The following is a 22,295-nucleotide window of genomic DNA, read 5'->3' on the forward strand; positions in this document are numbered from 1 at the left end:
TAACGCCGTCGGCCACCACCCTGAGGTCGTACCGGAGCCGACGGCACCACTCGCTCGAACAGTTCCCACAACCGGTCCGGGACCAGACGCTCCACAATCGTCACGACCACAGACTACCGATCAAACCAAATGAGACCACCTCTTAGGTGCCGGGAACTTCGTGAGCGCCAGCCTGGTGAAGGCGGGGCTGTGGGGCCACTGGCCCGTGTTGGTGGCGAACTCGCGGATCTCGATGCGGGCCGTGCCAGGAAGGGGGCTGATCTTCAGGTTCTTGAGGGTGATGACGATGCCGGAGACGTCGACGGGAGAGTTGGGCGTTCTCGGCTCGGCCTTGAAGTGGGCGTAGTCACCCGGCGGCAGGGCGGTCTGCGTGCCTGGCTCGATGCGCGTCACCGTCCAGTCCGGGGCCTGACCGTCCCCCGCGCCGGCCGTTACCAGGCTCTGGGCGAGATTGCCCAATGGCTCTCATGCGGTTGATGGTTCTGGTGCGTTCGACTGAGAGGCCATTTGCGATGGGAGAGGATCAGGGTGAGCTCCTTGGTGATCCTCGGAGGAGCTGGCACAGGGACTGTCTGCCGCCGGAGACAGCGGGCGAACTCGGCGACGACGTAGGAGTCCTTCAAGTCGGACTTGCCCTGGCCGCTGAAGCTCTTCTTGAACGCTGCGAACTTTGAGCCTGTGACGTACCGGGGACTCTGACCGTGGTTGGCCAGGATCCCCAGCAGTAACGCTGCTGGCCCGTCAACGAGGTCAAGTGCCCACGTCACGTGGTCCGCTGTATCCATAACCTCACCGAATACGGTGAGGATGTCGGGCTCGGAGTTGATCACCTTACGGTTCCACAGTGGGTCGCCATCGGCATCGACCACGGAAATCCAGTGGTGTCCTTTCCCCACGTCGATCCCGGCCCATACCTGTGGCGGCCGTTGCGTCATCTCGTCTCTCCAGATCGAACACGAACAGGAAGTGCCAGGCCACCCCTGAAGCAAGTCCGTACGAGCAATCGAGGTCGCAGCTCTTAATCAGTTATGGCGGGTGACCAGAAGACTGGCCGACGGAGTCGACATGAGCCCCATGACGGGCAGGAGTACGAAAGTCGCATCCAGCCTTCCTGGCTATAGATGCAACGATCATCAGACAGTCGGGACACCCGCAGGCAAGTCCGTACGAGCGATCGAGTCGCCACTCTTAATCAGCAGTTACGGGGCGTCCCGGAAGGCCGGCCGACGGAGTCGTGAAGAGCCCTTTGATGGGCAGGCTGCTACGAGTCGCATCCGGCCTTCCTGGCCGGACGCGGAGTTTACCGCCCGACCGGGTGCCCACCTGCACGCCCGTACTGTAACGATCCTGATCGCAGCTCTTAATTAGCAGCGAGGGCGAGCAGCGGCACCGGTGTCCCGGGGCTGCCGCTCATGCCCAATCGAGCCTGATTGAAGGGTACGGGCTGCTACTCGGTCGGCGACGACATGTTGTGGGGCGTCAACCGCCGCAAGAAAGGTGCCGCGAACACGCTGGCCGCGCTCAAGTCGATCCGCGCCGCCCGGCCCGACGGCGCCCCCATCTACGTGATCCTGGACAACCTGTCCGCCCACAAAGGCACCAATATCCGCCGCTGGGCTACAAAGCACAAGGTCGAGCTGTGCTTCACCCCGACCTACGCCTCTTGGGCCAACCCCATCGAGGCCCACTTCGGACCGCTGAGGCAGTTCACCATCGCCAACTCCAACCACACCGTGCAGACACGAGCCCTGCACGCCTATCTACGCTGGCGCAACGCCAACGCCCGCCACCGCGACGTCCTGGCCGCCGAACGCAAGGAACGCGCCCGCATCCGAAGCGAGAAGGGCATCCGTTGGGGCGGACGCCCCCTCAACACCGCAGCCTGACCAACCGCGAACTTACACAGCCACAGCGCATCATCGGTCCGCTCGTGGCCAAGCGCGGACGACCGAAGCGTTGTGAGGATGATCTCGGCCGGGCAGACCCGGAGCCCCGAACGGGGCCGGTTCAGGAGAAGGACGGCGCCAGAGGAGAATGACTCAGGAGGCGGACGGCTCGATCTCCCCCGCGAAGACGATGACCTGGTCGATGAGGCTCCGCCGCAGATGGACGACGTCCGTTCCCGCCAGGCGGGGGCCTCCATCCGGCGTCGTGAAGACCCACTGGTACCGGGCCCACTCGTCCGGCATGTCCACCGCCGAACAGCGCACCATCGTGCCGGTCCCCGCGGGGTGGCGCCGGATGTCCAGCACGAACCGCTCGACCGCCTCGATCCCCTCACTGCGGCCCAACGGTCCCCAGAAGACCACGTCCGAGGTTAGGGCCTGGGAGAGCAGCGCAGTCACATAGCTGTCGTCCGAGGCGTTGAACGCGGAGATGAACGTGTCGATCGCGGATCGCGCGGTCTCTTCTTGCATGCACCAGTAATACCAGTTGCCTCGCGGACCGCGCTCGTCCCGTGAGCCGTCTCCCGACCACGGTGAACCATCCCGGTCACAGCGCTAGGCTCACGCCGCCACACGCGACACCCTGTTCGACGGGGTTTCTCTACTGGTCTGGGGTTCAGGTGCGGGCGGCGTCGACCTCGCCAGCTTCGACGAGCGCCCGGCGCAGCTCCTCGACGGCGTCGCGGTGTTCGCCCGCGATGCCCGGCTGGGCGGTGCGCAGCAGGGCGTGGGCGTGATGGAGTACGCCCTCGTCGTGCCACGGTTGCTGGGGGTGGCCGACCAGCTGGGCGACCAGGTGCAGCGCGTCCGGGGCGCCGGGGTGCGCGGCGGCTCGTTCGGCCACGCCCGAGGCGTCGACGAGGGCGGGTGTGTGCTCGGCGCTGGCGCGGGCCAACGGCAGCCACACGTCGTCAGCGATGTCTGTGCGGGCGAAGAGGCCGGCTCCGGCCAGCGCTCCGGGCGGGAGGTCCGCGGCGAGCGCGGCGCGCCACAGGGTGGCCGCCGCGCCCGTGGCCGCCGCGCCGGTGACCGTGCCCAGCGGCTCGGTGGCCGGGCGGCGCAGGACCAGGTCTTCCAGGAGGCGGGAGGCCGCCGCCGCGCCGCCGGGGCCGTCGGCGATGGAGGCCCAGGCAGTGGTCGGGTCGCCGAGGTAGTCGTGGTTGGTGGCGAGCGCGTGTGCCAGGTGTTCGCTCGCGCCGCGCACGCGGGCTCGCAGAGCAGCCAGGAGCTCGGTTCGGCCGAGGGCGGCGAGGAGGTGCGGGTCGGCGCGGCCCCACTGCAGCCAGGCGCTGGCCGGTGACGGCCGTCCGTCCGTGGGCAGGGCGAGCAGGCCGGCGCGGTGGGCGACTGTGAAGTCGGGGGCGTGGCGGTACAGGTTGGGCAGGTGGACGCCGACGGTGAGGGCGACGGCCTTGTGGTCTTCGCAGGAGTTTGCGGCTTCGGCGGTGAGTTCGAGGATGTCGCGGGGCATCTCCCCGCTCGTGCGGGCGTGGTGGGCGGCGTACTCCAGCAGGCAGCCCAGCGCGCGTGCGGCGGAGTCCGGGCCGAAGAGGCCGGGTGGTGCCATGTCGGCGGACGCCCCTTCCTCCCCCTCCTCTTCCTCCTCGGTGCTGGCCGCTGCTGGCGTGGCGTCGGGACGGGTGAGCTCAACGGCGAGGGTGCGCAGGTGCGCGAGGGCGTCGGGCAGGACGTCGGCGAGATCGGCGCTGGTGCGCCAGGCGAGTCTGAGGAGATCGAACACCGCCTGGTCTGCGAGGAGTTCCGTCGTGTGGTCCCGGTCGGCGGCCGACGGGCGTTCGTCGGCCGCCGGGACGAGGGTGCGGCGCAGGGCGAGAGCGGCGGCGCAGGCCTGCGTCAGGGTGTCGTCGGGGAACGCGCCAGGCCGGGTTGCGGCCGCCGCGGCGGCGGCAAGGTAGCCGGCGCGCAGGACCGGCAGTTTCAGCGCGTCGAGGACTGAGCGGACATCGGTCGTCCATCGGGCCGGGTCGGCGTCGACGATGCGGTGCAGCACCACGGCGTACGCGTCGGCCTCGGCCAGCGTGCCGGACGCGGCAGTGAGGGCGGTCGCGGCTTCGGACGGGGAGCGCTCGGCGGCCAGGTCCTCCCATTCCGGGGGCGTGACAGTCCTTACCGGCTCGAAGCCGGGGGCGGTGCGGGGGTCGGGCGGGTCGGCGGGTATGAGGCGGCGCACTGCGGCGAGAAGCGGCTCCCAGCCGGCCAGTACGCACGCCGGCAGCACGGGTGACCAGTCCCACGCCCGGAGCCAGGACGTGAGCGGTTCCCGGGTGCCGTCCACCGCACCAGTGGAGGCGGGCAGCACCTCGTCCACGTACTGGCCGGTCGGCGCGGCGCCCAGAGCTGTGCGGGCCGCCCGGTCCAGCTCCTGTGTCTCCTCGGGCCCGGCGGCGTCCCAGAGGGCTTCGACAAAGCGGGCCGTCTCCGGGGCGGGCCGGTCTGGTCTTCAGATCGAACAGGGCGAAGTGGAGGGGGGTGAGTCGGCCCGCGTAGAGGTTGGAGTCTGCGTAGAGCAGGGGCGGGTTGTGGCTGGTGAAGGTGAACCGTCTCCAGAAATCCTGGTATCCCTCGCAGCGGGGCGGTTCGATACCGGCCCGCAGGAACCCTTCCGCGCGGATCGGCCAGATGATCTCGCGCAGCAGGTTCTCCGCGTGGGCCCAGTCGTAGAGCTCCTCATCGCCGCGATGCGGGGCGGGGACGCCCTCGCAGGGGTTGCGGAAGAAGAAATCGAAGTCGACCACGAGCAGTCGGCCACCTGGCTCTCCTGACACCACGCTCTCCTCGCTTTCCCCGTCGGATGGCCCCGGACTCATCCTCGCAGGCGACGACGGGGCCCGGCGGAGAGGCTTGCACCGCCTCCCGTCGTACGGGCACGAAGGACATCTGCATCCCGCGCTCCGGGCGGCATGCTTCTGGCGTGCTGCTGCGGTCTGCGGGTCCAGGATCTTCCCGCCAGCTGGCTTCAGGGCCATGATGGTGATGGTGGATCGGCGGTATCGGTCAAACGCGCAGGGTGGCTGACCATCGTCGAACACGCCAACCTCGAGGAAAGCAGTGGCCGCCCCTCCAGCGGTACGAACCCGGTAGTGATCGTTCTCCACCGGTCTTGATGCATACCGTCGCGGCCGTCGTGCACCTCTCCCCCACCGCCACCCTGCTCACCGCTCTGGCCGACGACGCCCTCACCCTGCGCCGACACCTCGACCAGGTCCTGACCGACCTCCCGAGCGACTGCGCCATGCACCAAGCCGGGCACCAAGCAGGGCTTCATGGACCGACCGAAAGGCACATGCTCGAAAGCCGGGCGGCGTCGGGCGATTGAGCCCCCGCTGTCCACGGCGGACGCCGCAGCCCCCGAGGTGCAGGCAAACAGGCATGCAGGCATGGGCCGATACGACGGCATGGCCGCTTTGGCCAAGTTCAAGTGGCGGTTTTCAGCCAACGGATACTAGTGGGGCAGCCGGGGAGGCGGTGGGGGCTGTCTCGGTTGACTATTGATCAATTACCTTGTGCCGTAAGCCAGTCACTGACCTTGAGGGAGCCCCATGTCCACCGCGCAGCAGGTGCCCGACATCCTCTCGCCCGAGTTCGCCGCGGCCCCCTACCCGGCGTACCGTCTGATGCGCGACACCGCGCCCCTCATCTGGCACGAGGCCACGCAGAGTTACATCATCTCGCGCTACGAGGACGTCGAGCGCGTCTTCAAGGACAAGAACGGCGAGTTCACCACCGCCAACTACGACTGGCAGATCGAGCCCGTGCACGGCAAGACGATTCTCCAGCTCAGTGGCCGTGAGCACGCCGTGCGCCGCGCCCTCGTCGCCCCCGCCTTCCGCGGCGCCGGCCTCCAGGAGAAGTTCCTCCCCGTCATCGAGCGCAACTCGCGCGAACTGATCGACACCTTCCGGAACTCCGGCTCCGCCGACCTGGTCAACGACTACGCCACCCGCTTTCCCGTCAACGTGATCGCCGACATGCTGGGCCTCGACAAGGCGGACCACGCGCGCTTCCACCATTGGTACACGTCCGTCATCGCCTTTCTCGGCAACCTCTCGGGTGACCCCGAGGTGGCCGCGGCGGGCGAGCGGACCCGTGTCGAGTTCGCCGAGTACATGCTGCCGATCATCCGGGAACGCCGCGAGAACCTGGGCGACGACCTGCTGTCCACACTGTGCGCAGCCGAGGTCGACGGTGTGCGGATGAGCGACGAGGACATCAAGGCGTTCTGCAGCCTGCTGCTCGCCGCCGGCGGCGATACCACCGACAAGGCGATCGCCAGCATCTTCGCGAACCTGCTGCTCCACCCCGACCAGCTCGCCGCAGTCCGCGCGGACCGCGACCTGATCCCGCGGGCCTTCGCCGAGACCCTGCGATACACCCCGCCCGTCCACATGATCATGCGGCAGTCCGCGACCGAGATGAAGCTCAGCGGCGGCACCATACCCGCCGGCGTCACCGTCACCTGCCTGATAGGCGCCGCCAACCGCGACGAGAGCCGCTACCGCGACCCCGACCGCTTCGACATCTTCCGCGACGACCTGACCACCACGACCGCCTTCTCCGCCGCCGCCGACCACCTCGCCTTCGCGCTCGGCCGGCACTTCTGCGTCGGCGCGCTGCTCGCCAAGGCGGAGGTCGAGATCGGCGTCAGCCAGCTGCTGGACGCCATGCCCGACATACGCCTCGCCAACGGCTTCGACCCGGTCGAGGAAGGCGTCTTCACCCGTGGACCGCAGCGCCTGCCGGTGCGGTTCACGCCCGTAACGGCCGCCTGACCGCCTTACCGGCACCACCGCCGAGGTGATGGGCCCCGCCCAGGGGCCCATGTGCCCAGGGGCCCATGTGCCCGCGCTGCCGCACCACCGGGTGGGCCGAGCTGCCGCGCGATCGGGCGCCCGCCCTACCGGGGCATCGGGCGCCCGCCCTACTGCACCATTGGCGTGAACTGCACCGGCAGCGCCGTCAACCCCCGCATCCAGATCGACGGACGCCAGGTCAGCGTCCCCGGCTCCACCGACAGCACCAGGTCGGGCAGCCGCTCCAGCAGCGTCTCGACCGCCGTCCGCGCCATCACGTCCGCCAGCAGCGGTGCCGGATAGGGGCAGCGGTGCTCGCCGTTGCCGAACGACAGGTGCGCGGCGTTCTCCGCGCCCACGTGCGCCCCCGGCCAGATCTGCGGATCGGTGTTGGCTGCGGCCAGCCCCAGCACCAGGCAGTCGCCCGCCCGGATCTGCCGCCCGCCCAGCTGGGTGTCCCGAACGGCCCAGCGCCCGATGAAGTTCTGCGTCGGCGTGTCCAGCCACAGCGCCTCGTTGAGCGCCTCGCCCACACTGAGCCGGCCGCCCGACACGTTCACCGCGAACCGCTCGTCCGTCAGCAGCAGCCGCAGCGTGTTGCAGATCCAGTTCGCGGTCGGCTGCTGCGCCGCGGCGATCACCGAGATCAGGTCCTGGACGATCTCCTCGTCCGTCAGTCCCGCCGGATCCAGCAGCATGCGCGAGGTGACGTCCGGACCTGGGCTTTCCCGCTTGTCCTTCACCAGCTGCCGCAGCCGCTCGCCCACGCGCCCGTACGCCGCCACCGGGTCGTCACCCTCCGCCGCGTCCAGCGAGATCCGCAGGTCCTCGACGAGCTGCTGGGTGTCCTCACCCGAGGTCGGCATCCCGCACATCTGCACCACGGCCCGCATCGGCAGGGCGTGCGCGTATCCGGTCATCAGCTCTGCCTGCCCGCTGCCCGCGAAGTCGGCGATGAGCCGGTCGGCGATCAGCTGGCAGTTGCGCGCCACCTCGAACTGGTCGACGCCCTCCAGCGCCTGAGTGATCACTCCGGCCCGCCGCCGGTGCTCGTCGCCCTCGGTGAACAGCACCGACGGCTGGTAGCCGACGTACGGCAGCAGCGGCCAGTCCGCCGGGATGTTCTCCCACTGGTTCCAGCGCCGGGAGTCCCGCGCGAACAGCTCATCGTGGCTGGTCACGTACGTAACCTCGGAATAGCTGAGCACCAGCCAGGCCGGGATGTCCCCGTCGAGCAGTACCGGCGCGACCGCGCCGTGCTCGCGGCGCATCGCGCGGTACAGCTGCGACGGCGTCTGCTGGTACTCAAGCCCCGCCAGGCGCACCGCGTCGGTGTGGGCGGGGCAGCCCGGCGGAGCCGGTTGCGCGGAAGAGGGGTCGGTCATGGTGTCGCCTCCTGGGCCATCGCCAGTTCGTACAGGTGGTCCACGAGGGAGACCAGCACGTCCTTGCCGGACTGGCGGACCCGCGCGTCGCAGTCGAGCATCGGCACATGCTCGGGCAGCGCGAGCGCCTGGCGGATCTCCTCCAGGGAGTACCGGTGGGCGTCGTCGTCGAACCGATTGACAGCCACCACGAACGGCGTCTTGTGGTGCTCCAGCCGGTCTATCGCGTACCAGGAGTCGTTCATCCGGCGCGTGTCCACGAGCACCACGGCACCCAGCGTTCCGGAGAACAGCCTGTCCCACAGGAACCAGAAGCGCTCCTGGCCCGGCGCGCCGAACAGGTACAGCACCATGCGTTCGTTGAGGCTGATCCGCCCGAAGTCGAACGCCACCGTCGTGGTCGTCTTCGTCGAGACCGCACTGGTCTCGTCGACGCCGACGCCGGCCTGCGTCATCACCTCCTCGGTGTTCAGCGGCCGGATCTCGCTCACCGAGCGGACCAGGGTCGTCTTGCCGACACCGAAACCGCCCACGATGACGATCTTCAGGCCGGTCTCCGCCGCGTCGGCCAGTGGCGTGCGGTGGGAGGGCAGCTCAGAGGTTGCGGAGCCCATGGAGCACCTCCTTGAGAAGGGCGGAATCGGGGAGCGAGGCGACGGACTGCGCCGCGCGCGGGTGGCGGGCGGTGATGCGGCCCATGTCGAGCAGGTCGCCGAGCAGGATCCGCACCACCGTGATGGGCAGTTTCAGCTCCGCGGCGATCTCGACGACAGCCGTGGGGTGCTGGCACAGCTCCAGGATCCGGGCGTGCTCCGACTGCATTCCCGCCGTGGGCCGGCACTCACTGACGATCAGGGTGACCAGGTCGAAGGAGTCGTCGGCGCGGCTCCGGCCGGCCGTGACCGTGTAGAGCCGGTCGGGGTCACCGGTGTCCACGGGCTTGCGCATCACGACGCGGCACTCCCCGGAACGGGCTCTCGGGGCTCGGCGCGCAGGTGCTCGCCGATCTGCTCCACCAGATCCGTCATCTGATGGCCCACCACGCCCGGGTCGGCGTCCTCCTCGGCGAGGACAGCCAGATGCGCTCCCTCGCCGGCCTCCACGATGAACAGCAGCCCGCCGTGGAACTCGGTCATGGACTGCCGGACGCCGCCGGTGCCGTCGCCGAACTCCACGGACGCGCCTTGGGCCAGGGCCTGGATGCCGGAGCAGATCGCCGCCAACTGGTCGCCCTGGTCGAGCGTCAGGTGTTCGGTCCAGCAGAGCTTCAGGCCGTCCCGGGACAGGGCCAGAGCGTGCCGGGTGCCGGGGGTGCGCTCCAGGAGGCTCTGGAGGAGCCAGGTGAGGCTGTTGTCGGTGGTCTGCATGATGGGTGATGGGACGGTGGTGCCGGTTGACCGGTCACCGGCCCGTTCCTCCAATCTCAGGAACTCGAGCGGGAAGTGGGCGCCGATGCCCCGGGCGCCGTACGGGAAAGGGGTCGGCGGCTACGGGGTGGCCGGCGACTCGGACTCGGGCCGGGCATCCGGCCCTGCGGTGCCGCCCGCGGCCCGGCGCCCGCGGTGGAAGGCGCCGAACCGTGTGCCCGCGTCGCGTGCCGGGCGCTGCTCCGGGCGGTCTCCGTCCGCCGTCTCGGGCGCGGCCCCGGATGCCGCCTCGGACGCCGACCGGCGCTGCTCGCGCTCCCGCTCCGCCTCGGCCATGGTGCGGCCGGGTGCGCGGACGGGCAGGCCGTTCAGCGTGGAGCCGGTGGCGCGCCGGGGCTGTCCCTGTTCGGGCAGCTCCGGCCGGACGGCGGGCCGCTCCGGAACGCCGGGGCGCGAAGTGGGCTCGGGCGCCGGGGCCGGGGCGGGCGAGGCGGCGGGGCCCGGCGTGGGCGCGGTCCCTGCGGTGGGGCGGCCGGCCGCCCCGCGCGACACCGACTCGCGCTGCTGAGCGAGCAGTTGCTGGGGCAGCAGGACGACGACGCCGGTGCCGCCGCGCGACGAGGGGCGGTAGTTGACGCTGATGCCGTACTTCACCGCGAGCCGTCCGACCACGGCGAGGCCGAGCCGGGTGCCCTGGAGCGAGGCGAGGTCGGTCATGTGACCGGACACCGCCTCCTCGGCGTGGCGCATGGCCGCGTCAGCCATCTTCAGGCCGCTGTCCTCGATGGTGACGACCATGCCGGCGCTGTGGTCCTCGACGTAGACGTGCACCTCGTCGATGGGCGGAGAGAAGTTCGCGGCATTGTCCATCAGTTCGGCGAGCAGATGCATGACGCCCTCGGCGGCGAAGCCGGAGATCGCGGCAGTGGTGGAGCAGTGCAGGCGCACCCGCTGGTAGGCGGCAATTCGGCCGACGGCGCCGCGCAGGATGCTCTCCATCACGATCGGCTTGTTCCAGGCGCGGCTGGACCGGCCGCCCATGAGCAGCGCGAGCCGGTCGGTCATCAGGCCGAGCTGGGAGGTGCTGTGGTCGAGCTTCAGCAGGTCGCCGAAGACCTCCTCGCCGTATCGTTCCTGCATGTCCCGCAGGTCGGCGAGCATGCTGACGGACTTGGCCTGGACGCGGCTGAGCGCCCTGGCGGAGGCGGCCTGTGCCGCGGCGGCACGCCGCTCGCTGTGGGCGAGTTCGCGGACGAACGACTCGGTCGGGGTGCGGACCATGGGCAGCCGCGGCAGGTCGAGTTCGGCGAGCACCGTGTCGGCGGACTGGCCCTCGCGCAGCCGGGCGACCGCGGCGGGCAGGGTCTCCTGCGCCAGCCGCTCCAGCGCGGCGGCCTCCTCGTTCAGCTCGTACTGGGCCTGCCGGCGCTCGCCGTCCAGGGCGGTCGCGCGCTGCACGCCTTCCTCTACGGCGGCGGCGAAGGTGTGCACGATCCGGCCCAGCTGCGGGTCGGACGGCGGGGGCACGCTGCCCAGCGCGTCGGCCGCGCTCGTGCCCTCCCGCAGCTGCTTGGCCACGGCGGGCAGCGTAACGTTGACCAGGTGCGCGGTCTCCCCCGACAGCTGCGCCGACTGCGCCTTGAGACGGCCGGTCTCGGAGGTCTGCGCGACAGCCGTGCGCCGGGCCCGCTGGACGAGCCGGTGGCTGACGAGGACGGCCGCGGCCACGCACACCCAGGCGACCGCCGCCACGGTCAGCGCCCAGGTGCGGGCGCCGGACGGCGCCAGGGCGACGGCCACGCCGCCGGCCGCGGCACTCACCACCAGCACGACCAGGGGCGTGGTCGGCGAGGTGCGCGGCGCCTTCGCCGGCCGGTGCTGACTGAGCGGTGCAGGCACTGACATTCCGCGGTCCCTCGGTCCATGAGATCAGAAGAAACGGGGCAGCCGAACTCACGGCAGCCGCAGGTCGGAAAGGGGGTCGCCAAGAGGACGACGATCTTCCGACCGGGTACCCGCTCATGCTAGCCACACTGCCGCGCGAGAAAATCTGACTAACTGCACAGTCCGCCGGTGACCCCAAGTTCGTCGTGAACCAACCACCTAAACGCCCGTCCGTGGTATAGGCGATGACACCCCCTCAGCCCGGCTGACACACAGAGGCGGACTGAAATGCGTTGACGAAGTGTCAGAATTGTAAAAGTGAACGCCGTCTACACGTCAACTCCGAACACAAACAACCACTTTCCAGCCAATCACACGCAGGGCCGAAGCCAAACCCGCCCAACTTCCAGGGCTGTTGGGACACCCGGCGAGGGCGGCGGCGACTGAAGTGAACCCCGGTCAGCGGAAGGACGGCACGCCCTGGGCGAGGTGAGCGGCAGACGAGTCGGGCTGTACGCCGGGGTCTGTTCCCCGGGTTCCTCGCGGAGCACGGGGCGACGGCCATCCATCTGGTGCCGTGACCGCATTGGTTCGCCGGGTGGGATCCGGTACGACGGCGACGCCCCCGCCGGAAAGAACCCAGCCGTCCGGCACGGCGGTGCACCGACCTCCTCGTCCACGCTGCCGTCGCCCGGCACGGCCGGGCGAGGATCACAGCGGACCGTGCCACGACGTACGCGTCGCTGTCCGGGTCACCACTCGCCACCGCGGCGGCAGCCCGGGAAGTGGCAATCGTGTCCGCCACCAGGACCAAGCCACAGCCGCGCAGCGGCTCATCCTCGCCGCCACAGCCGACGTGGAGGCCACCGCCCCCGAAGAAGCCCGTCGAGCCGTACCGCGCCGGGGCCGCGCACTCCCAGGCACCGCGGGAAGATCGCGCAGCAGTTCGTACCGCACGACCTTCGGCCGGTAGCCCTGCGCGACGAACTCATCGAACTCGGCGACGGGTTCCGGGCCTATCAGCAGCGCAGCGAGCCCGACCTGGCGTTGCTCGCCAGCCTGCACGACCGCAAGGCCCTCGCCTTCACCACCTGGGCAGGCGTGACCGGCGATGGACAACTGTGCGGCGTGCCGAGCAGGCCACGGCCGCCGCTCGTCTTCAGCACGAGCAGCGCACCGGCGAAGGCGCCGAGGGGAGCGGGCCTGCCGTCGCGCGCCTGTTGACCGGGCATAACCAGTGGGAGCAGGCGCGTGCCGTCCTCGCTTACGCCCGCGATCACTCGCCGCGGCCGGGACCGGAGGTCCGCCTGCTGGTTCTGCTGCTTGCCCTGCGCACCGCGTGCACCGGCACCGGAAACGTCACCGGCCAGGACCTGGCCGCATGGCCGCTGGGCGATGCCGAACAGGTGCTGGAGGAACTGGTCGGCACGGGCTGGCTGCGGCTTCCGGGCACCGTGGGTGAGCTGCTGGCATCCGGCTCCGCGGATCCCACTCACATCACCGTGCCCTCCCTCCTCCCTCACGGTGACGGCCGTGGACCGTTCGGCTTCGGGAAGTCCATGCGGCCCAAGCTGTCCGGCTGGACGCAGAAGGTCGTCGCCGAACGCAAGCTGCGCAAGAAGAAGCTGCCCGCTGCCGCGCGGTTGCTCGCTCTTGCCTGCGCCGCTCACGCCAGTGCCGATGGGCGGCTGGGACCCTTCGGCCGGGGACTGGAGATCGAGACGCTGGCCGCGCTGTGCGCCGTTGAAGCCACTCAGCTCGGCGAGCTGACGGAGCAGTTGACGGTCACCGAGTGGCTCACAGACGTCGCGGTGACCGACACGCACGTCACGGGCAGGCTGTGCGAGCGGGTCCTTTCCTTCAGCTGCCCTGCACCGGCCGGAAACTGTGCCGGTTCGGCCGGTGCGTGACGCGCCGCTTCGTCGCCGTCCGCGCGGGTGGACACGGGCGAGGAGGAGACACGGGCGCCCGGCGTCTGACGGGAATCAGACCCTTTCTCTCCTTTGCCTGCCAGGTTGCCGGGCCTACCGCCTCCCCCCGTGGGCTCCAGGCCTGACTCAAGCCCCAGTGTCGATACCCGAGGCCCCGGGTCACATGCGAGACCGGACGCCCCCGAGGTCTGGACCTCACGGATCGCTCGCTCACGCAGTTCATCGGGGTACTTCCGTGGTGCAGGCATCGGACCTGTGTTCTCCCACCGGCCGAGGCGATCAGGCCTGGCATCAGGGCCGCACGGAATGCGGTTCAGCTCAGTGGCCGGATCGCCGGGTCACCCACCTTTTGCCCACTCCTCGGGCGCCGCGTCGAGTAGCTCGGCGAGGCGGGCGCGGTCCGGCAGCGGACCGTGGTCGCCGGTCACCCGCAGTGCGGCGCCCGCCGTCAGATGCCCCAGCCGCAGCGCCCGTACGGGTTCCTCGCCGCGCAACAGCCCGGCGAGGAACCCGGCCGCGAACGCGTCACCGGCGCCCACCGGTTCGATGACTTCGACCCTGGGCGCGGGCACGGTGTGGACCCTGGGGCCGTCGAAGGCGGTGGCGGCCCGTGCACCGTCCTTGACGACGAGGACGGGCGGTTGTGGCAGCAGGTCCCGTACGGCGAAGGCGTCGGCCAGTCCGTCTCCCCACAGAGCCTGTGCCTCGTCGAGGCCCACGAACGTGATGTCCGCCCGTCGGGCGAGCCCGAGCAGCAAGGTGGCCGCTGCACCGTCCGCCCACAGAGCGGCCCGGTGGTTGACGTCGAAGCTCACGGGGCACGGGCGTTCAGCGATGTCGGGCTCGAGCAGCGCGGTGACCAGGTCCCGGCAGCCTGCCGAGAGCGCCGGGGTGATGCCGCTCAGGTGGATGAGGCCTGCGGAGCGCACGGCGTCGTCGTCCAGAAGGTCCGGGGTCAGGGCCGAGGCGGCGGAGCCGCGGCGGTAGTAGTGGACCCGGGTGCCCTCGGTGCCGGGGTCCTTGACGAGGAGTCCGGTCGGGCGGTGCGGGTCGGTGCGTACGCCGCTGACATCGACACCGGACGCGGCCACCTCGGCGCGGACCCGGTGTCCGAACGGGTCGTCACCGAGCGCGGAGACCCAACGGGCGGGCACCCCGTGGTCGGCGAGGTACATCGCCACGTTGGACTCGGCGCCCGCGATCCGGATCCCGAGCAGACCGGCGCCGTCCAGCGGGGCGGCGGGTTCGGGGATCAGCGCGGCCATGGTCTCACCGATACAGGTCACCGGTCCCGTCACCGGCCGCCGGCCGGTTTCGCGGGACGTGTGAATCGCCGTCACTCGGTTCTCCCGGGGTGGTAGGCACACGTGGGCAGGCCCCGGACGCCGACCCGGGTGGTGAAGACCGCACCGTCCAGCGGTCCGGGTGCAGCGAGACCGTGCCGCGCGCTGGTGACGTACAGGTTGTCCCCGTCGAGGCACAGCCCGGCGGGCTGCGTCGCAGGAATTCGGATCTGCCGGTCCAAGGTGCCGTCGGCGCGGTAGCGGTGGACGGTGCCGGTGCCCCAGACCGCAGTCCACAGGGCGCCCTCGGCGTCCACCGTCATACCGTCGGGGCTCCCGCGGTCGAAGACGGCGAAAGTGTCCGGCGTACCCGGCAGCCCGGTGTCCGGGTCGACCGGGTACCGGCGGATGATGCCCTTGGCGCTGTCGGCGAGGTACATCACGGTGCCGTCCGCGCAGAATGCCGGGCCGTTGGGAACGGTGAGGCCGTCCAGCACCCGGATCACCGTGCCCTCGTGGTCGACACGGTAGAGGGAGCCCGCGCCGTCCTCGGCGTCGTAGGCCATGCTGCCCGCCCAGAACCTGCCGTACGGATCGGCGGTCGCGTCGTTCATCCGCATGGCCGTGGCGGCCCCGTCCTCGGGGCGCGCGAGCCACTCGATCCGCCCGTTCCCGGTGATCAGGCAGACACCGGTGCCGGCGGCCGCGATCCAGGTGCCGGGGCGTGCGTGGACGGGGGAGACCGCGCCCAGGGGCACGGACAGCCGGGCGAGTTGCGTCAGCGGAGCCGAGCGGTCCGCGGGTCCGGCCAGCAGCCGCCCGGTGAGGATGTCGACGAGGACGATGCCGTCGTCGACCGCGCGTATTCCTTCACCGAGCCCGAGCCGGTCCTGCCAGCAGACGGCCGGTGTGCCGGCGGTCATCGGCCGGCGTCCGCGGGGGCGGCGGCGCGTACGGCGTCGCGGAAGGCGCGCGCCCGCTCGCGGAGTGCTTCGAGGCTGCCGCCGTCGGCCGCGTCGCCGATCAGCGGCGAGCCGACACCCACCGCGGTAGCCCCGTGCGCGAGATAGATCCCGGCCGCTTCGGCGTCCACCCCCCCGACCGGCACGAACGGCGCGTCCGGGAACGGGCCCTGCAGTGCCCTCAGATATCCGGGGCCGCCGGCCTGCGCCGCGGGAAAGATCTTGAACGCGTCCGCACCGAGCCGCTGTGCGGCGACGATGTCGGTGGGGGTCATCACCCCCGCGAGGACGGGCAGCCCCAGGCGCTCGGCCTCCGTGACGGCCTCGCAGACGGCAGGAGTGACGACGAAGTCGGCTCCCGCGTCCCGCACCGCGTGTGCGTCCTCGGCGGTGAGGACGGTGCCCGCACCGAGCGGTGCACCGGGGCCCAGCGCGGCGCGGGCCCGGCGGATGACGTCGAGTGCGTCCTTTCCGCTGAGAGAGACCTCGATGAGCGGGAGGTCCTCCTCCGCCAGGGTCAGTACGGTTCTGAGCGCGGCGTCCGCGTCGTCGCCGCGCACGATGGCGACGATCCGGTGGGTGCGCAGCGCGGTCAGCAGATCCACGTGTGAGTTCCCTTCCTGTCTGTGTCTTCTGGTGCCGTGTCGGATTCCGGCTCCGTCTGTGGCGCTGGTTGTGTCCACGGCTCCGGTGCCTGCGCAGCCAGGGTGAGACGCCAGCGGACCTCGCCGCTGCGCGGAACGCACGCGGCGTCCCCGTCCCGCGCGGCCGCCAGGTCGAAGACCCGGCCGAGCATGGGCTCGACCCCTACGGACCGGTACGGCTCCTGCTCGGGGAAGCCGCCGAGGTTGCGCCACAGCGCCACGGACACCGGCTGGCTTTCGGCCTCGACGGCCATGCGCAACGTGGCCGCGCCGTCGCGGACGTACACCTGCGGGGTGTCGACGATGGCGCCGACGGCCGTCCCGTCATCCGGCCCGAGACGGTCGAGCCCTTCCGTCCGCCCGGGCTGCGACGGCCAGGCGCAGGGGGTCCACCGGGCGCCGCTGTCGGGATAGAAGCGGGTCGGCGTGCCGTACCTGATCCCGATATGGGCCTCCTCCGAGAGATCGAACAGCGCGTGCGCGGCCCACAGGAAGCGGTAGCCGGGTTCGGCCGTGAGCCGGTAGTCGGCCACTGCGCGGCCCCCGTCGCTGCGAATCCGGCGGCTGAGCCGGAAGTCCGGGCAGTCGACGGACTCGGTGCCATCGACCCACTGCCAGGGCCGGGCCCAGACGTCGCCGTGGTCGGGTGTGCCGCGTACGGTCGGTACGCATTCCTCCAGTCCACCGGCATCGGCGAAGGCGTCGCCCGGAATGGCGCCGGGGCGGCGTGGCTCGTCGCGATGCCAGAGCCATTCGCGGCCGGCCGCCCGCAGCGACGTCCACCGTCCGCCGTGGGACGGGTCGGTCTCGATGCCGATGGGGGTCACCGTGCTCACCACTCGGCGAAGGCGCCGTCGTCGTGCCGCCACACCGGGTTGCGCCAGGCGTGTCCGGTCCGGTCGGCCGCGCGTACGGCTTTCTCGTCGACGGTGATGCCGAGCCCCGGCTGTCCCGTGCGCCGCGCCCGTCCGCCGACGAAGCGGAACGGTTCGGTGTCCACGACGTACGAGAGCAGGTCGGCGTCCTTGTTGTAGTGGATGCTCCGGCTCTGCTCCTGGATGAGGAAGTTCGGGGTGGCGAAGGCGATCTGGAGACTGGCGGCGAGTGCGATCGGGCCGAGGGGGCAGTGCGGGGCGAGTTGTGCACCGTAGGTCTCGGCGAGCGAGGCGATGCGGTGGACCTCGGAGATTCCTCCGGCGTGCGAGAGGTCCGGCTGGGCGACCGCGATGCCGGCCGTGAGGGCGGGCAGGAAATCGGCCCGCCCGTACAGCCGTTCGCCGGTGGCGATGGGGACGGAGGTGGCGCCGACGAGGGCGGGCAGCAGGTGCCCCTGTTCGGGAAGGAGCGGTTCCTCCACGAACAGCGGGTGCAGCGGCTCGATGGCGTGCAGGACCCGGCGTGCGCCGGCCGGTCCGAATCTGCCGTGCATGTCGATGGCCACATCGCGGCCGGGGCCGAGGACCGCACGGGCGGCGGTCACCCGATCGACGACGGCGGCGGTCTCGGCTGGGGTGGGGAGGGGTGTGGTGCGACCCGCCGCGTTCATCTTGACGGCGGTGAAGCCGGCCTCGACCTGGGCGGTGATCTCCTCGGTGAGCTGGGCGGGTTCGTCGCCGCCGACCCAGGCGTAGACCCGCACCTCGTCGCGGACCGGCCCGCCGAGCAACGCGTAGACGGGGGCGCCGTAGACCTTGCCGGCAATGTCCCACAAGGCCTGGTCGATTCCGGCGACGGCGCTGGAGAGTATCGGCCCGCCCCGGTAGAAGCCGCCCTTGCTGAGCACCTGCCAGTGGTCCTGGATGCGCAGCGGGTCCTGGCCGATCAGGTATTCGGCGAGGACATCGACGGCGGCGCGGACGACCTCGGCCCGGCCCTCGACGACGGGTTCCCCCCAGCCGACGACGCCCTCGTCGGTCTCGATCCGGCAGAACAGCCAGCGTGGCGGTACGAGGAAGGTCTCGATGCGAGTGATCTTCACCGGTTCGCGGTCCCCTCGTCGGTGGCCGGCCGGGTGCCGTGGGCCCGGTCGAGGTCGCGTACGGCCTGGTCTAGCAGGTCCCGCATGGCGCGTTCGGCGGCAGCCTGGTCCTGGTCGCGTACGGCGTCCAGCACAGCCCGGTGACTGGGTACGGGGTCCTCGCCGTGCGGCGAACTGTGCACGATCTCGTCGCGGTGCGCGAGGCCCGACTCGATGACCATCTCCAGGCGTTCGAGCAATTCGTTGTGGGTGGCAGCGAGGAGCGCGCGGTGGAAGGCGAGGTCCGCCTCGACCGCGTGGGCCGCGCCGCCCTCCTGCTCCCCCATCGCGGCGAGGGCCGCTTCGAGTGCGTCCAGGTCGGAATCGGTGCGGCGGGCGGCGGCCAGCCGGACAGCAGCCGGCTCGATGATGCCGCGCACCTCACCGAGGTTGTGCAGCAGTGCCGGATCGGTGCCGGAGCCGGTGCCACCCGCGAACTGCCAGCGCAGCACGTCCGCGTCGAGGAGGTTCCAGTCGGCGCGGGCTCTGACGAAGGTGCCGCGCTTCTGGCGCGCGTCGACCATCCCCTTGGCGGCGAGGACCTTCAGGGATTCCCGCAAGGCGGTCAGGCTGACGTCCAACTCGTCCTGCAGCGCCACGAGATCGAGTGTCGCTCCTTCGGGGATCTCGCCGCTCAGCACCCGGCGCGCGAGAGTCTCCACGGTCTGGCCGTGCACTCCGCGGCGCGCGTATGGCGTCATGTCTGTGTGCCTTTCTGGTGTGCGATGGGTACGGAGACGGTCAGGCCGAGGCCTTGAGGACGGACCAGCCGCCGTCCACCAGCAGGCTCGATCCCGTGATGTAGGACGCCTCGTCGGCGGCGAGAAACGCAATCGCCGCCGCGGCCTCCTGGGGGGTGCCGAAACGCTTGGCGGCAGTCTCGGTGACGCTCTGCCTCCGGTCCTCCTCCGAGACCCGGTCCCATGCCCCGGTGAGGATGGGGCCGGGCAGGACGGCATTGACCCGCACCTCGGGTCCGTACTCCACCGCCAGTTGTCCGCACAGAGAGAGCAGCGCGCCCTTGGACGCCGCGTACGCGGGATGTCCGGGGATGCCCTTGTGGGCGTGGACCGAGGAGGTGAGCACCACGGCGCCGCGGCGTTCGCGCAGGTCGGGCAGGACCGCACGGAAGCCGAGGAACGCTCCGGTGAGGTTCACTGCGAGCTGGCGCTCCCACGAGGTGACGGTCATCTCGTGCGCGGGGGTGACGTCGACCGTGAAGGCGTTGCTCACCAGGACGTCGACGGGGCCGAAGGTGTGCGCCGCGGAGACGATCCGCCCCCAGTCGCCCTCGTCCGCGACGTCCGTGCGGACGAAGAGGGCTCGGCCGCCCGCTGCTCGGATGCCCGCGGCGACACGTTCGCCCGCGTCCTCGGTGATATCGGCGAGGATCAACGCGGCGCCTTCGGCGGCGAGCCGTTCGGCGGTGGCCGCGCCGATGCCCGACGCGGCTCCGGTGACCACTGCCACCTTGTCGGCGAAGCGGGTGTTTCCGTTCATGGGGCTGTCGGCTCCTCGGGTGGTGAAGCTGTCGGCGATTCTGCCGGTGGCGCCGTTCGGACGGTTGGCTACTGCCTGACGCGGACGACGGGTTGGACCGCGGGGTGACCAGAGAGGTGCGGCTCCGTGCTGTGCTGAGGTGTGCCTGCGACTCCGCATGTGCCCCCGCGGAACGAGGCCCGGCCTCCTGACCCAGGCGGCCGGGCCTCGTTCGGCTGATACAGACTGACGGAGCAACCGGGCCACCGTCAAGATTAATTACTAATTTATCTACTGGCTTTGACCGGGCCGATCCCCTGCCCCGCGGCTCTCGGCCGTGCGGGTCACGAGAGTCCGATCCGGTTCATGGGTATCCGCTGGTAGCCGGGGAGTTGAGCGGCGATCAGGTCGTCGTTGCCCAGGGTCGGCCTCCCGTCCACGACTGTCACGACGCCGGGGTCGGCAGTGAGTGTCAGATTGCGGTCGACCGTTCCGTACGTGCGCGCGGACGGGGCGATGTCCAGCGCGGCGACGGTGCGGAGCGCGTTGTACTCGACGACGTTGTACTTCGGGTACGCCGGCTGATCGTCGGCCATGTTCACGAGGTTCGGATAGCGCGACCGCCACGGCTCCTTCTGGTAGGGAACGGCGGCCAGCAGGTCGTACATCCCCCACGCGCCGCCGGGTGCCACGGCCTCCGCCGCCCAGTTGAGACCTCGTTCGTCGAGCGTCACCGAACGGCCCGACGACAGCATGATGTTGTTGCTGATGACGTTGTCCCGGCCGCCGCCGATCTGGAAGGCGGTGTCGACCTTGTAGAAGATGTTGCCGAACGCCGTCGTTCCGCAGAAGCAGTCGTCGAGGTAGACGCCCGAGGCGAAGTGGGATCCGCCGCTGCCGACGATGTCGTGCAGGAAGTTGTAGCGGATGACCGTGCCGCGTCCGGTCCACTCCCGTCCCGCGTAGATGGCACCGGCGTCGTTGGTCTCCTTCACCACATCGTTGATCTCGTTGTACTCGATCACGTGATCGTTGCCGCGGAAGAGGATGGCGACGTGCGGCGCATCGTAGATGTGGTTGTTGGCGACGTGGTTTCCGACACCGGCGAGTTCGACCGCAGGGCTGTACGTCAACTGAAGGCGGCTGTAGTCGTGGATCTCGTTGCCGACCGCCCGGTTGTGCGCCGGGGTGAGGGTGGCCCGGTCACCGCCGGCGAGGGCGATGCCCCCCTGGCCGGTGGCCTGGATGTGGCAGCCGCGGACCTCGTTCCCCGATCCGCCGTGCGGGCCGGCCGAGACACTTGAGTCGCCGATCGTGACCGCGCGACCGCCCAGGAGCCGCAGGGTGCAGTCCGCGACCGTGTTGGACGTGCCGTCGGTGATGACGATGCCGTCGCCGCGCGACCCCTCGAACATGAGGTTCGAGAACGTGACGTTCGAGCAGCCGTTGAGGACGGCCATCGGGTCGGCGAGCAGCGACAGTTGCACCGACGCGCCGGGCAGGTCACCCGGCGGGTACAGGTACAGCTTCCCGGTGGCCCGGTCGAGGTACCACTCACCCGGCGAGTCGAGTTCCTCAAGCACGTTGTAGTAGTAGTAGCGCTGGCCTGCCTTGACGCTGTACATGCTGGCGGTCTTGGTGGAGACCGTCTGCGCCGCCGGGTCGATCGCCTTGATCTGAAGGTTGCCGTCGGCCCACTCGTAGAACCAGTAGCCCTGCATCCACACGTCACTGGTGTCGGTCCAGGTCGACGGCCGGGGGTCGGTGTACTTGAACGTGGCCCCCTTGGCGAATTCGGCGGCCATCTTGTCGGGGTCGCCGAGGACGCTGCGGGGGTTCCCGCCCGGGTCGATGACCTGACCGACGGCGAGGAACTCGGTGTTCGGGTAACGGGCAAGGGTCATCGCCTCGCTGTTGAAGAACAGTTCGGGCGGGGTGACCGCGCGCGGCAGGCCGTATCCGGTCTGGACGATCCGGCCGTAGTCGGTGATCCCGAGCGCCTTCAGGTCGAACTCGCGGACGATGTCGCGTGACCCGGCCGGGAGACGGTCGCGGATCGCCTGGTCGCCGACCGCCTCGAAACCGGTGGCGGGCAGGTCCACGCCGCCGACGAGCCGGACCTGTTCGCCCTCGTAGGCGGCGTAGGTGACCGGCCGGCCCGGTGCACCGGAGTCCTGCGCTTCGAGGGTGAAGCTTCGCGTCCGCCGGTACGTACCGCCCCGGAGGAAGACGGTCACCGGTTCCGTGGCACGGCCCGGCGCCCCCTGCCGCCAGGTCCGGATCACGTCGCGCGCCTTCTCCAGCGTCGCGAATGGCGCGGCCTGCGTGCCCCGGTTCGAGTCCTTCCCGTCCGTTGCCACGAAGAAGGACTTCTGGTCCTCGGCCCGGTCTCGCCGGTCACCGGTACCGGCGTAGGCCGGCCCGGCGATGAGGGCCGCCGACGCGCCGGCGCCGACGGCCCCGGCGGCCCTGAGGAGATCACGTCGAGAGAATCTGGACATGTTGTGCCTTTCGTAGGCGCCTATGGGAACCGGGCCCTCGGTCCGGGCGCACAGCGCCTCCGGCCGAGCCTTCGTTGCACGACGC

At 70.6% G+C, this 22,295-nt stretch carries 20 protein-coding genes and 2 pseudogenes; 4 read left to right on the forward strand and 18 right to left on the reverse strand.

The window, feature by feature from the left end; all coding sequences use genetic code 11:
* The 3 genes and pseudogenes from ACIOMQ_RS38650 to ACIOMQ_RS38660 form a co-directional block, all read right to left on the reverse strand.
* Positions 1–110: pseudogene (locus tag ACIOMQ_RS38650) on the reverse strand (IS5/IS1182 family transposase); the annotation flags it as partial.
* 10 nt (positions 111–120) lie between these two features.
* A complete protein-coding gene (locus ACIOMQ_RS38655; RefSeq protein ID WP_402192496.1) occupies positions 121–459 on the reverse strand; it encodes a hypothetical protein in 339 nt (112 codons plus the stop codon).
* The gene (locus ACIOMQ_RS38660; RefSeq protein ID WP_362208741.1) at positions 432–935 is read right to left on the reverse strand and encodes an IS110 family transposase; all 504 of its coding nucleotides are present in this window, start codon (positions 933–935) and stop codon (positions 432–434) included. The genes ACIOMQ_RS38655 and ACIOMQ_RS38660 overlap by 28 nt, the downstream gene beginning before the upstream one ends.
* A 507-nt stretch (positions 936–1,442) precedes the next feature.
* Here ACIOMQ_RS38660 and ACIOMQ_RS38665 point away from each other — a divergent pair.
* A pseudogene (locus ACIOMQ_RS38665) lies at positions 1,443–1,886 on the forward strand (transposase); the annotation flags it as partial.
* A gap of 153 nt (positions 1,887–2,039) precedes the next feature.
* Here ACIOMQ_RS38665 and ACIOMQ_RS38670 read toward each other — a convergent pair.
* Both ACIOMQ_RS38670 and ACIOMQ_RS38675 read right to left on the reverse strand, forming a co-directional pair.
* On the reverse strand, positions 2,040–2,417 hold the full coding sequence (locus ACIOMQ_RS38670) for a nuclear transport factor 2 family protein (protein WP_024757633.1): 378 nt from the start codon (positions 2,415–2,417) through the stop codon (positions 2,040–2,042).
* Between the two features lie 145 nt (positions 2,418–2,562).
* A complete protein-coding gene (locus ACIOMQ_RS38675; protein WP_402192448.1) occupies positions 2,563–4,275 on the reverse strand; it encodes a hypothetical protein in 1,713 nt (570 codons plus the stop codon).
* A gap of 795 nt (positions 4,276–5,070) precedes the next feature.
* Between ACIOMQ_RS38675 and ACIOMQ_RS38680 the strand changes: the two genes are divergently transcribed.
* Both ACIOMQ_RS38680 and ACIOMQ_RS38685 read left to right on the forward strand, forming a co-directional pair.
* Positions 5,071–5,283, forward strand: coding sequence for a hypothetical protein (locus ACIOMQ_RS38680; RefSeq protein WP_402192450.1), 213 nt, complete (start codon positions 5,071–5,073; stop codon positions 5,281–5,283).
* 223 nt (positions 5,284–5,506) lie between these two features.
* Positions 5,507–6,736: a cytochrome P450 gene (locus ACIOMQ_RS38685; RefSeq protein ID WP_401270735.1), complete on the forward strand. Its 1,230-nt coding sequence runs from the start codon at positions 5,507–5,509 to the stop codon at positions 6,734–6,736.
* 149 nt (positions 6,737–6,885) lie between these two features.
* Here the strand turns inward: ACIOMQ_RS38685 and ACIOMQ_RS38690 are convergent, their stop codons facing one another.
* From ACIOMQ_RS38690 to ACIOMQ_RS38710, 5 genes are all read right to left on the reverse strand, one after another.
* Entirely contained in the window at positions 6,886–8,142 is a 1,257-nt protein-coding gene (locus ACIOMQ_RS38690; RefSeq protein WP_401944335.1) for a cytochrome P450, read from the reverse strand.
* Positions 8,139–8,756, reverse strand: coding sequence for an ATP/GTP-binding protein (locus ACIOMQ_RS38695; protein ID WP_362208760.1), 618 nt, complete (start codon positions 8,754–8,756; stop codon positions 8,139–8,141). Before ACIOMQ_RS38695 ends, ACIOMQ_RS38690 begins: the two co-directional genes overlap by 4 nt.
* Entirely contained in the window at positions 8,737–9,093 is a 357-nt protein-coding gene (locus ACIOMQ_RS38700) for a DUF742 domain-containing protein (protein ID WP_093895642.1), read from the reverse strand. The genes ACIOMQ_RS38695 and ACIOMQ_RS38700 overlap by 20 nt, the downstream gene beginning before the upstream one ends.
* Positions 9,090–9,509 (reverse strand): roadblock/LC7 domain-containing protein, encoded by a 420-nt coding sequence (locus tag ACIOMQ_RS38705; protein WP_362208763.1) that lies wholly within the window; start codon positions 9,507–9,509, stop codon positions 9,090–9,092. Before ACIOMQ_RS38705 ends, ACIOMQ_RS38700 begins: the two co-directional genes overlap by 4 nt.
* 120 nt (positions 9,510–9,629) lie before the next feature.
* Positions 9,630–11,414 (reverse strand): ATP-binding protein, encoded by a 1,785-nt coding sequence (locus tag ACIOMQ_RS38710; RefSeq protein ID WP_362208766.1) that lies wholly within the window; start codon positions 11,412–11,414, stop codon positions 9,630–9,632.
* 1,100 nt (positions 11,415–12,514) lie between these two features.
* Between ACIOMQ_RS38710 and ACIOMQ_RS38715 the strand changes: the two genes are divergently transcribed.
* Positions 12,515–13,303 (forward strand): hypothetical protein, encoded by a 789-nt coding sequence (locus ACIOMQ_RS38715; RefSeq protein WP_401944338.1) that lies wholly within the window; start codon positions 12,515–12,517, stop codon positions 13,301–13,303.
* Positions 13,304–13,662: 359 nt separating this feature from the next.
* Here ACIOMQ_RS38715 and ACIOMQ_RS38720 read toward each other — a convergent pair whose 3' ends face one another.
* The 8 genes from ACIOMQ_RS38720 to ACIOMQ_RS38755 all read right to left on the reverse strand — a co-directional run bounded on the left by ACIOMQ_RS38720 (position 13,663) and on the right by ACIOMQ_RS38755 (position 22,210).
* Positions 13,663–14,664 carry a sugar kinase gene (locus ACIOMQ_RS38720; RefSeq protein ID WP_401758423.1) on the reverse strand — a complete coding sequence of 334 codons (1,002 nt, stop codon included), beginning with the start codon at positions 14,662–14,664 and terminating at the stop codon, positions 13,663–13,665.
* A complete protein-coding gene (locus tag ACIOMQ_RS38725) occupies positions 14,661–15,530 on the reverse strand; it encodes an SMP-30/gluconolactonase/LRE family protein (protein WP_402192454.1) in 870 nt (289 codons plus the stop codon). Before ACIOMQ_RS38725 ends, ACIOMQ_RS38720 begins: the two co-directional genes overlap by 4 nt.
* Positions 15,527–16,174 (reverse strand): bifunctional 4-hydroxy-2-oxoglutarate aldolase/2-dehydro-3-deoxy-phosphogluconate aldolase, encoded by a 648-nt coding sequence (locus ACIOMQ_RS38730; protein ID WP_362208778.1) that lies wholly within the window; start codon positions 16,172–16,174, stop codon positions 15,527–15,529. The genes ACIOMQ_RS38725 and ACIOMQ_RS38730 overlap by 4 nt, the downstream gene beginning before the upstream one ends.
* A complete protein-coding gene (locus ACIOMQ_RS38735) occupies positions 16,162–17,040 on the reverse strand; it encodes a hypothetical protein (RefSeq protein ID WP_401758429.1) in 879 nt (292 codons plus the stop codon). Before ACIOMQ_RS38735 ends, ACIOMQ_RS38730 begins: the two co-directional genes overlap by 13 nt.
* A 5-nt stretch (positions 17,041–17,045) precedes the next feature.
* Positions 17,046–18,191, reverse strand: a complete 1,146-nt coding sequence (gene dgoD / locus ACIOMQ_RS38740; protein ID WP_402192457.1) for a galactonate dehydratase — start codon at positions 18,189–18,191, stop codon at positions 17,046–17,048.
* Positions 18,188–18,931: a FadR/GntR family transcriptional regulator gene (locus ACIOMQ_RS38745; protein ID WP_401270750.1), complete on the reverse strand. Its 744-nt coding sequence runs from the start codon at positions 18,929–18,931 to the stop codon at positions 18,188–18,190. The genes dgoD and ACIOMQ_RS38745 overlap by 4 nt, the downstream gene beginning before the upstream one ends.
* Before the next feature lie 40 nt (positions 18,932–18,971).
* Entirely contained in the window at positions 18,972–19,730 is a 759-nt protein-coding gene (locus ACIOMQ_RS38750) for an SDR family NAD(P)-dependent oxidoreductase (RefSeq protein WP_401758432.1), read from the reverse strand.
* A gap of 323 nt (positions 19,731–20,053) precedes the next feature.
* On the reverse strand, positions 20,054–22,210 hold the full coding sequence (locus ACIOMQ_RS38755) for a right-handed parallel beta-helix repeat-containing protein (RefSeq protein ID WP_401758435.1): 2,157 nt from the start codon (positions 22,208–22,210) through the stop codon (positions 20,054–20,056).
* Positions 22,211–22,295: the final 85 nt, after the last annotated feature.

Origin of the sequence: Streptomyces sp. NPDC087845 (assembly GCF_044742755.1) — a bacterium.
In the GTDB taxonomy this organism is placed as follows: domain Bacteria; phylum Actinomycetota; class Actinomycetes; order Streptomycetales; family Streptomycetaceae; genus Streptomyces.

What these genes read in the sequence shown, in the direction of transcription:
- ACIOMQ_RS38660 (WP_362208741.1), bottom strand. Translation starts at nt 935, where the DNA reads ATGACGCAACGGCCGCCACAGGTATGGGCCGGGATCGACGTGGGGAAA.
- ACIOMQ_RS38670 (WP_024757633.1), bottom strand. Translation starts at nt 2,417, where the DNA reads ATGCAAGAAGAGACCGCGCGATCCGCGATCGACACGTTCATCTCCGCG.
- ACIOMQ_RS38680 (WP_402192450.1), top strand. Translation starts at nt 5,071, where the DNA reads ATGCATACCGTCGCGGCCGTCGTGCACCTCTCCCCCACCGCCACCCTG.
- ACIOMQ_RS38685 (WP_401270735.1), top strand. Translation starts at nt 5,507, where the DNA reads ATGTCCACCGCGCAGCAGGTGCCCGACATCCTCTCGCCCGAGTTCGCC.
- ACIOMQ_RS38690 (WP_401944335.1), bottom strand. Translation starts at nt 8,142, where the DNA reads ATGACCGACCCCTCTTCCGCGCAACCGGCTCCGCCGGGCTGCCCCGCC.
- ACIOMQ_RS38695 (WP_362208760.1), bottom strand. Translation starts at nt 8,756, where the DNA reads ATGGGCTCCGCAACCTCTGAGCTGCCCTCCCACCGCACGCCACTGGCC.
- ACIOMQ_RS38705 (WP_362208763.1), bottom strand. Translation starts at nt 9,509, where the DNA reads ATGCAGACCACCGACAACAGCCTCACCTGGCTCCTCCAGAGCCTCCTG.
- ACIOMQ_RS38710 (WP_362208766.1), bottom strand. Translation starts at nt 11,414, where the DNA reads ATGTCAGTGCCTGCACCGCTCAGTCAGCACCGGCCGGCGAAGGCGCCG.
- ACIOMQ_RS38725 (WP_402192454.1), bottom strand. Translation starts at nt 15,530, where the DNA reads ATGACCGCCGGCACACCGGCCGTCTGCTGGCAGGACCGGCTCGGGCTC.
- ACIOMQ_RS38745 (WP_401270750.1), bottom strand. Translation starts at nt 18,931, where the DNA reads ATGACGCCATACGCGCGCCGCGGAGTGCACGGCCAGACCGTGGAGACT.
- ACIOMQ_RS38750 (WP_401758432.1), bottom strand. Translation starts at nt 19,730, where the DNA reads ATGAACGGAAACACCCGCTTCGCCGACAAGGTGGCAGTGGTCACCGGA.
- ACIOMQ_RS38755 (WP_401758435.1), bottom strand. Translation starts at nt 22,210, where the DNA reads ATGTCCAGATTCTCTCGACGTGATCTCCTCAGGGCCGCCGGGGCCGTC.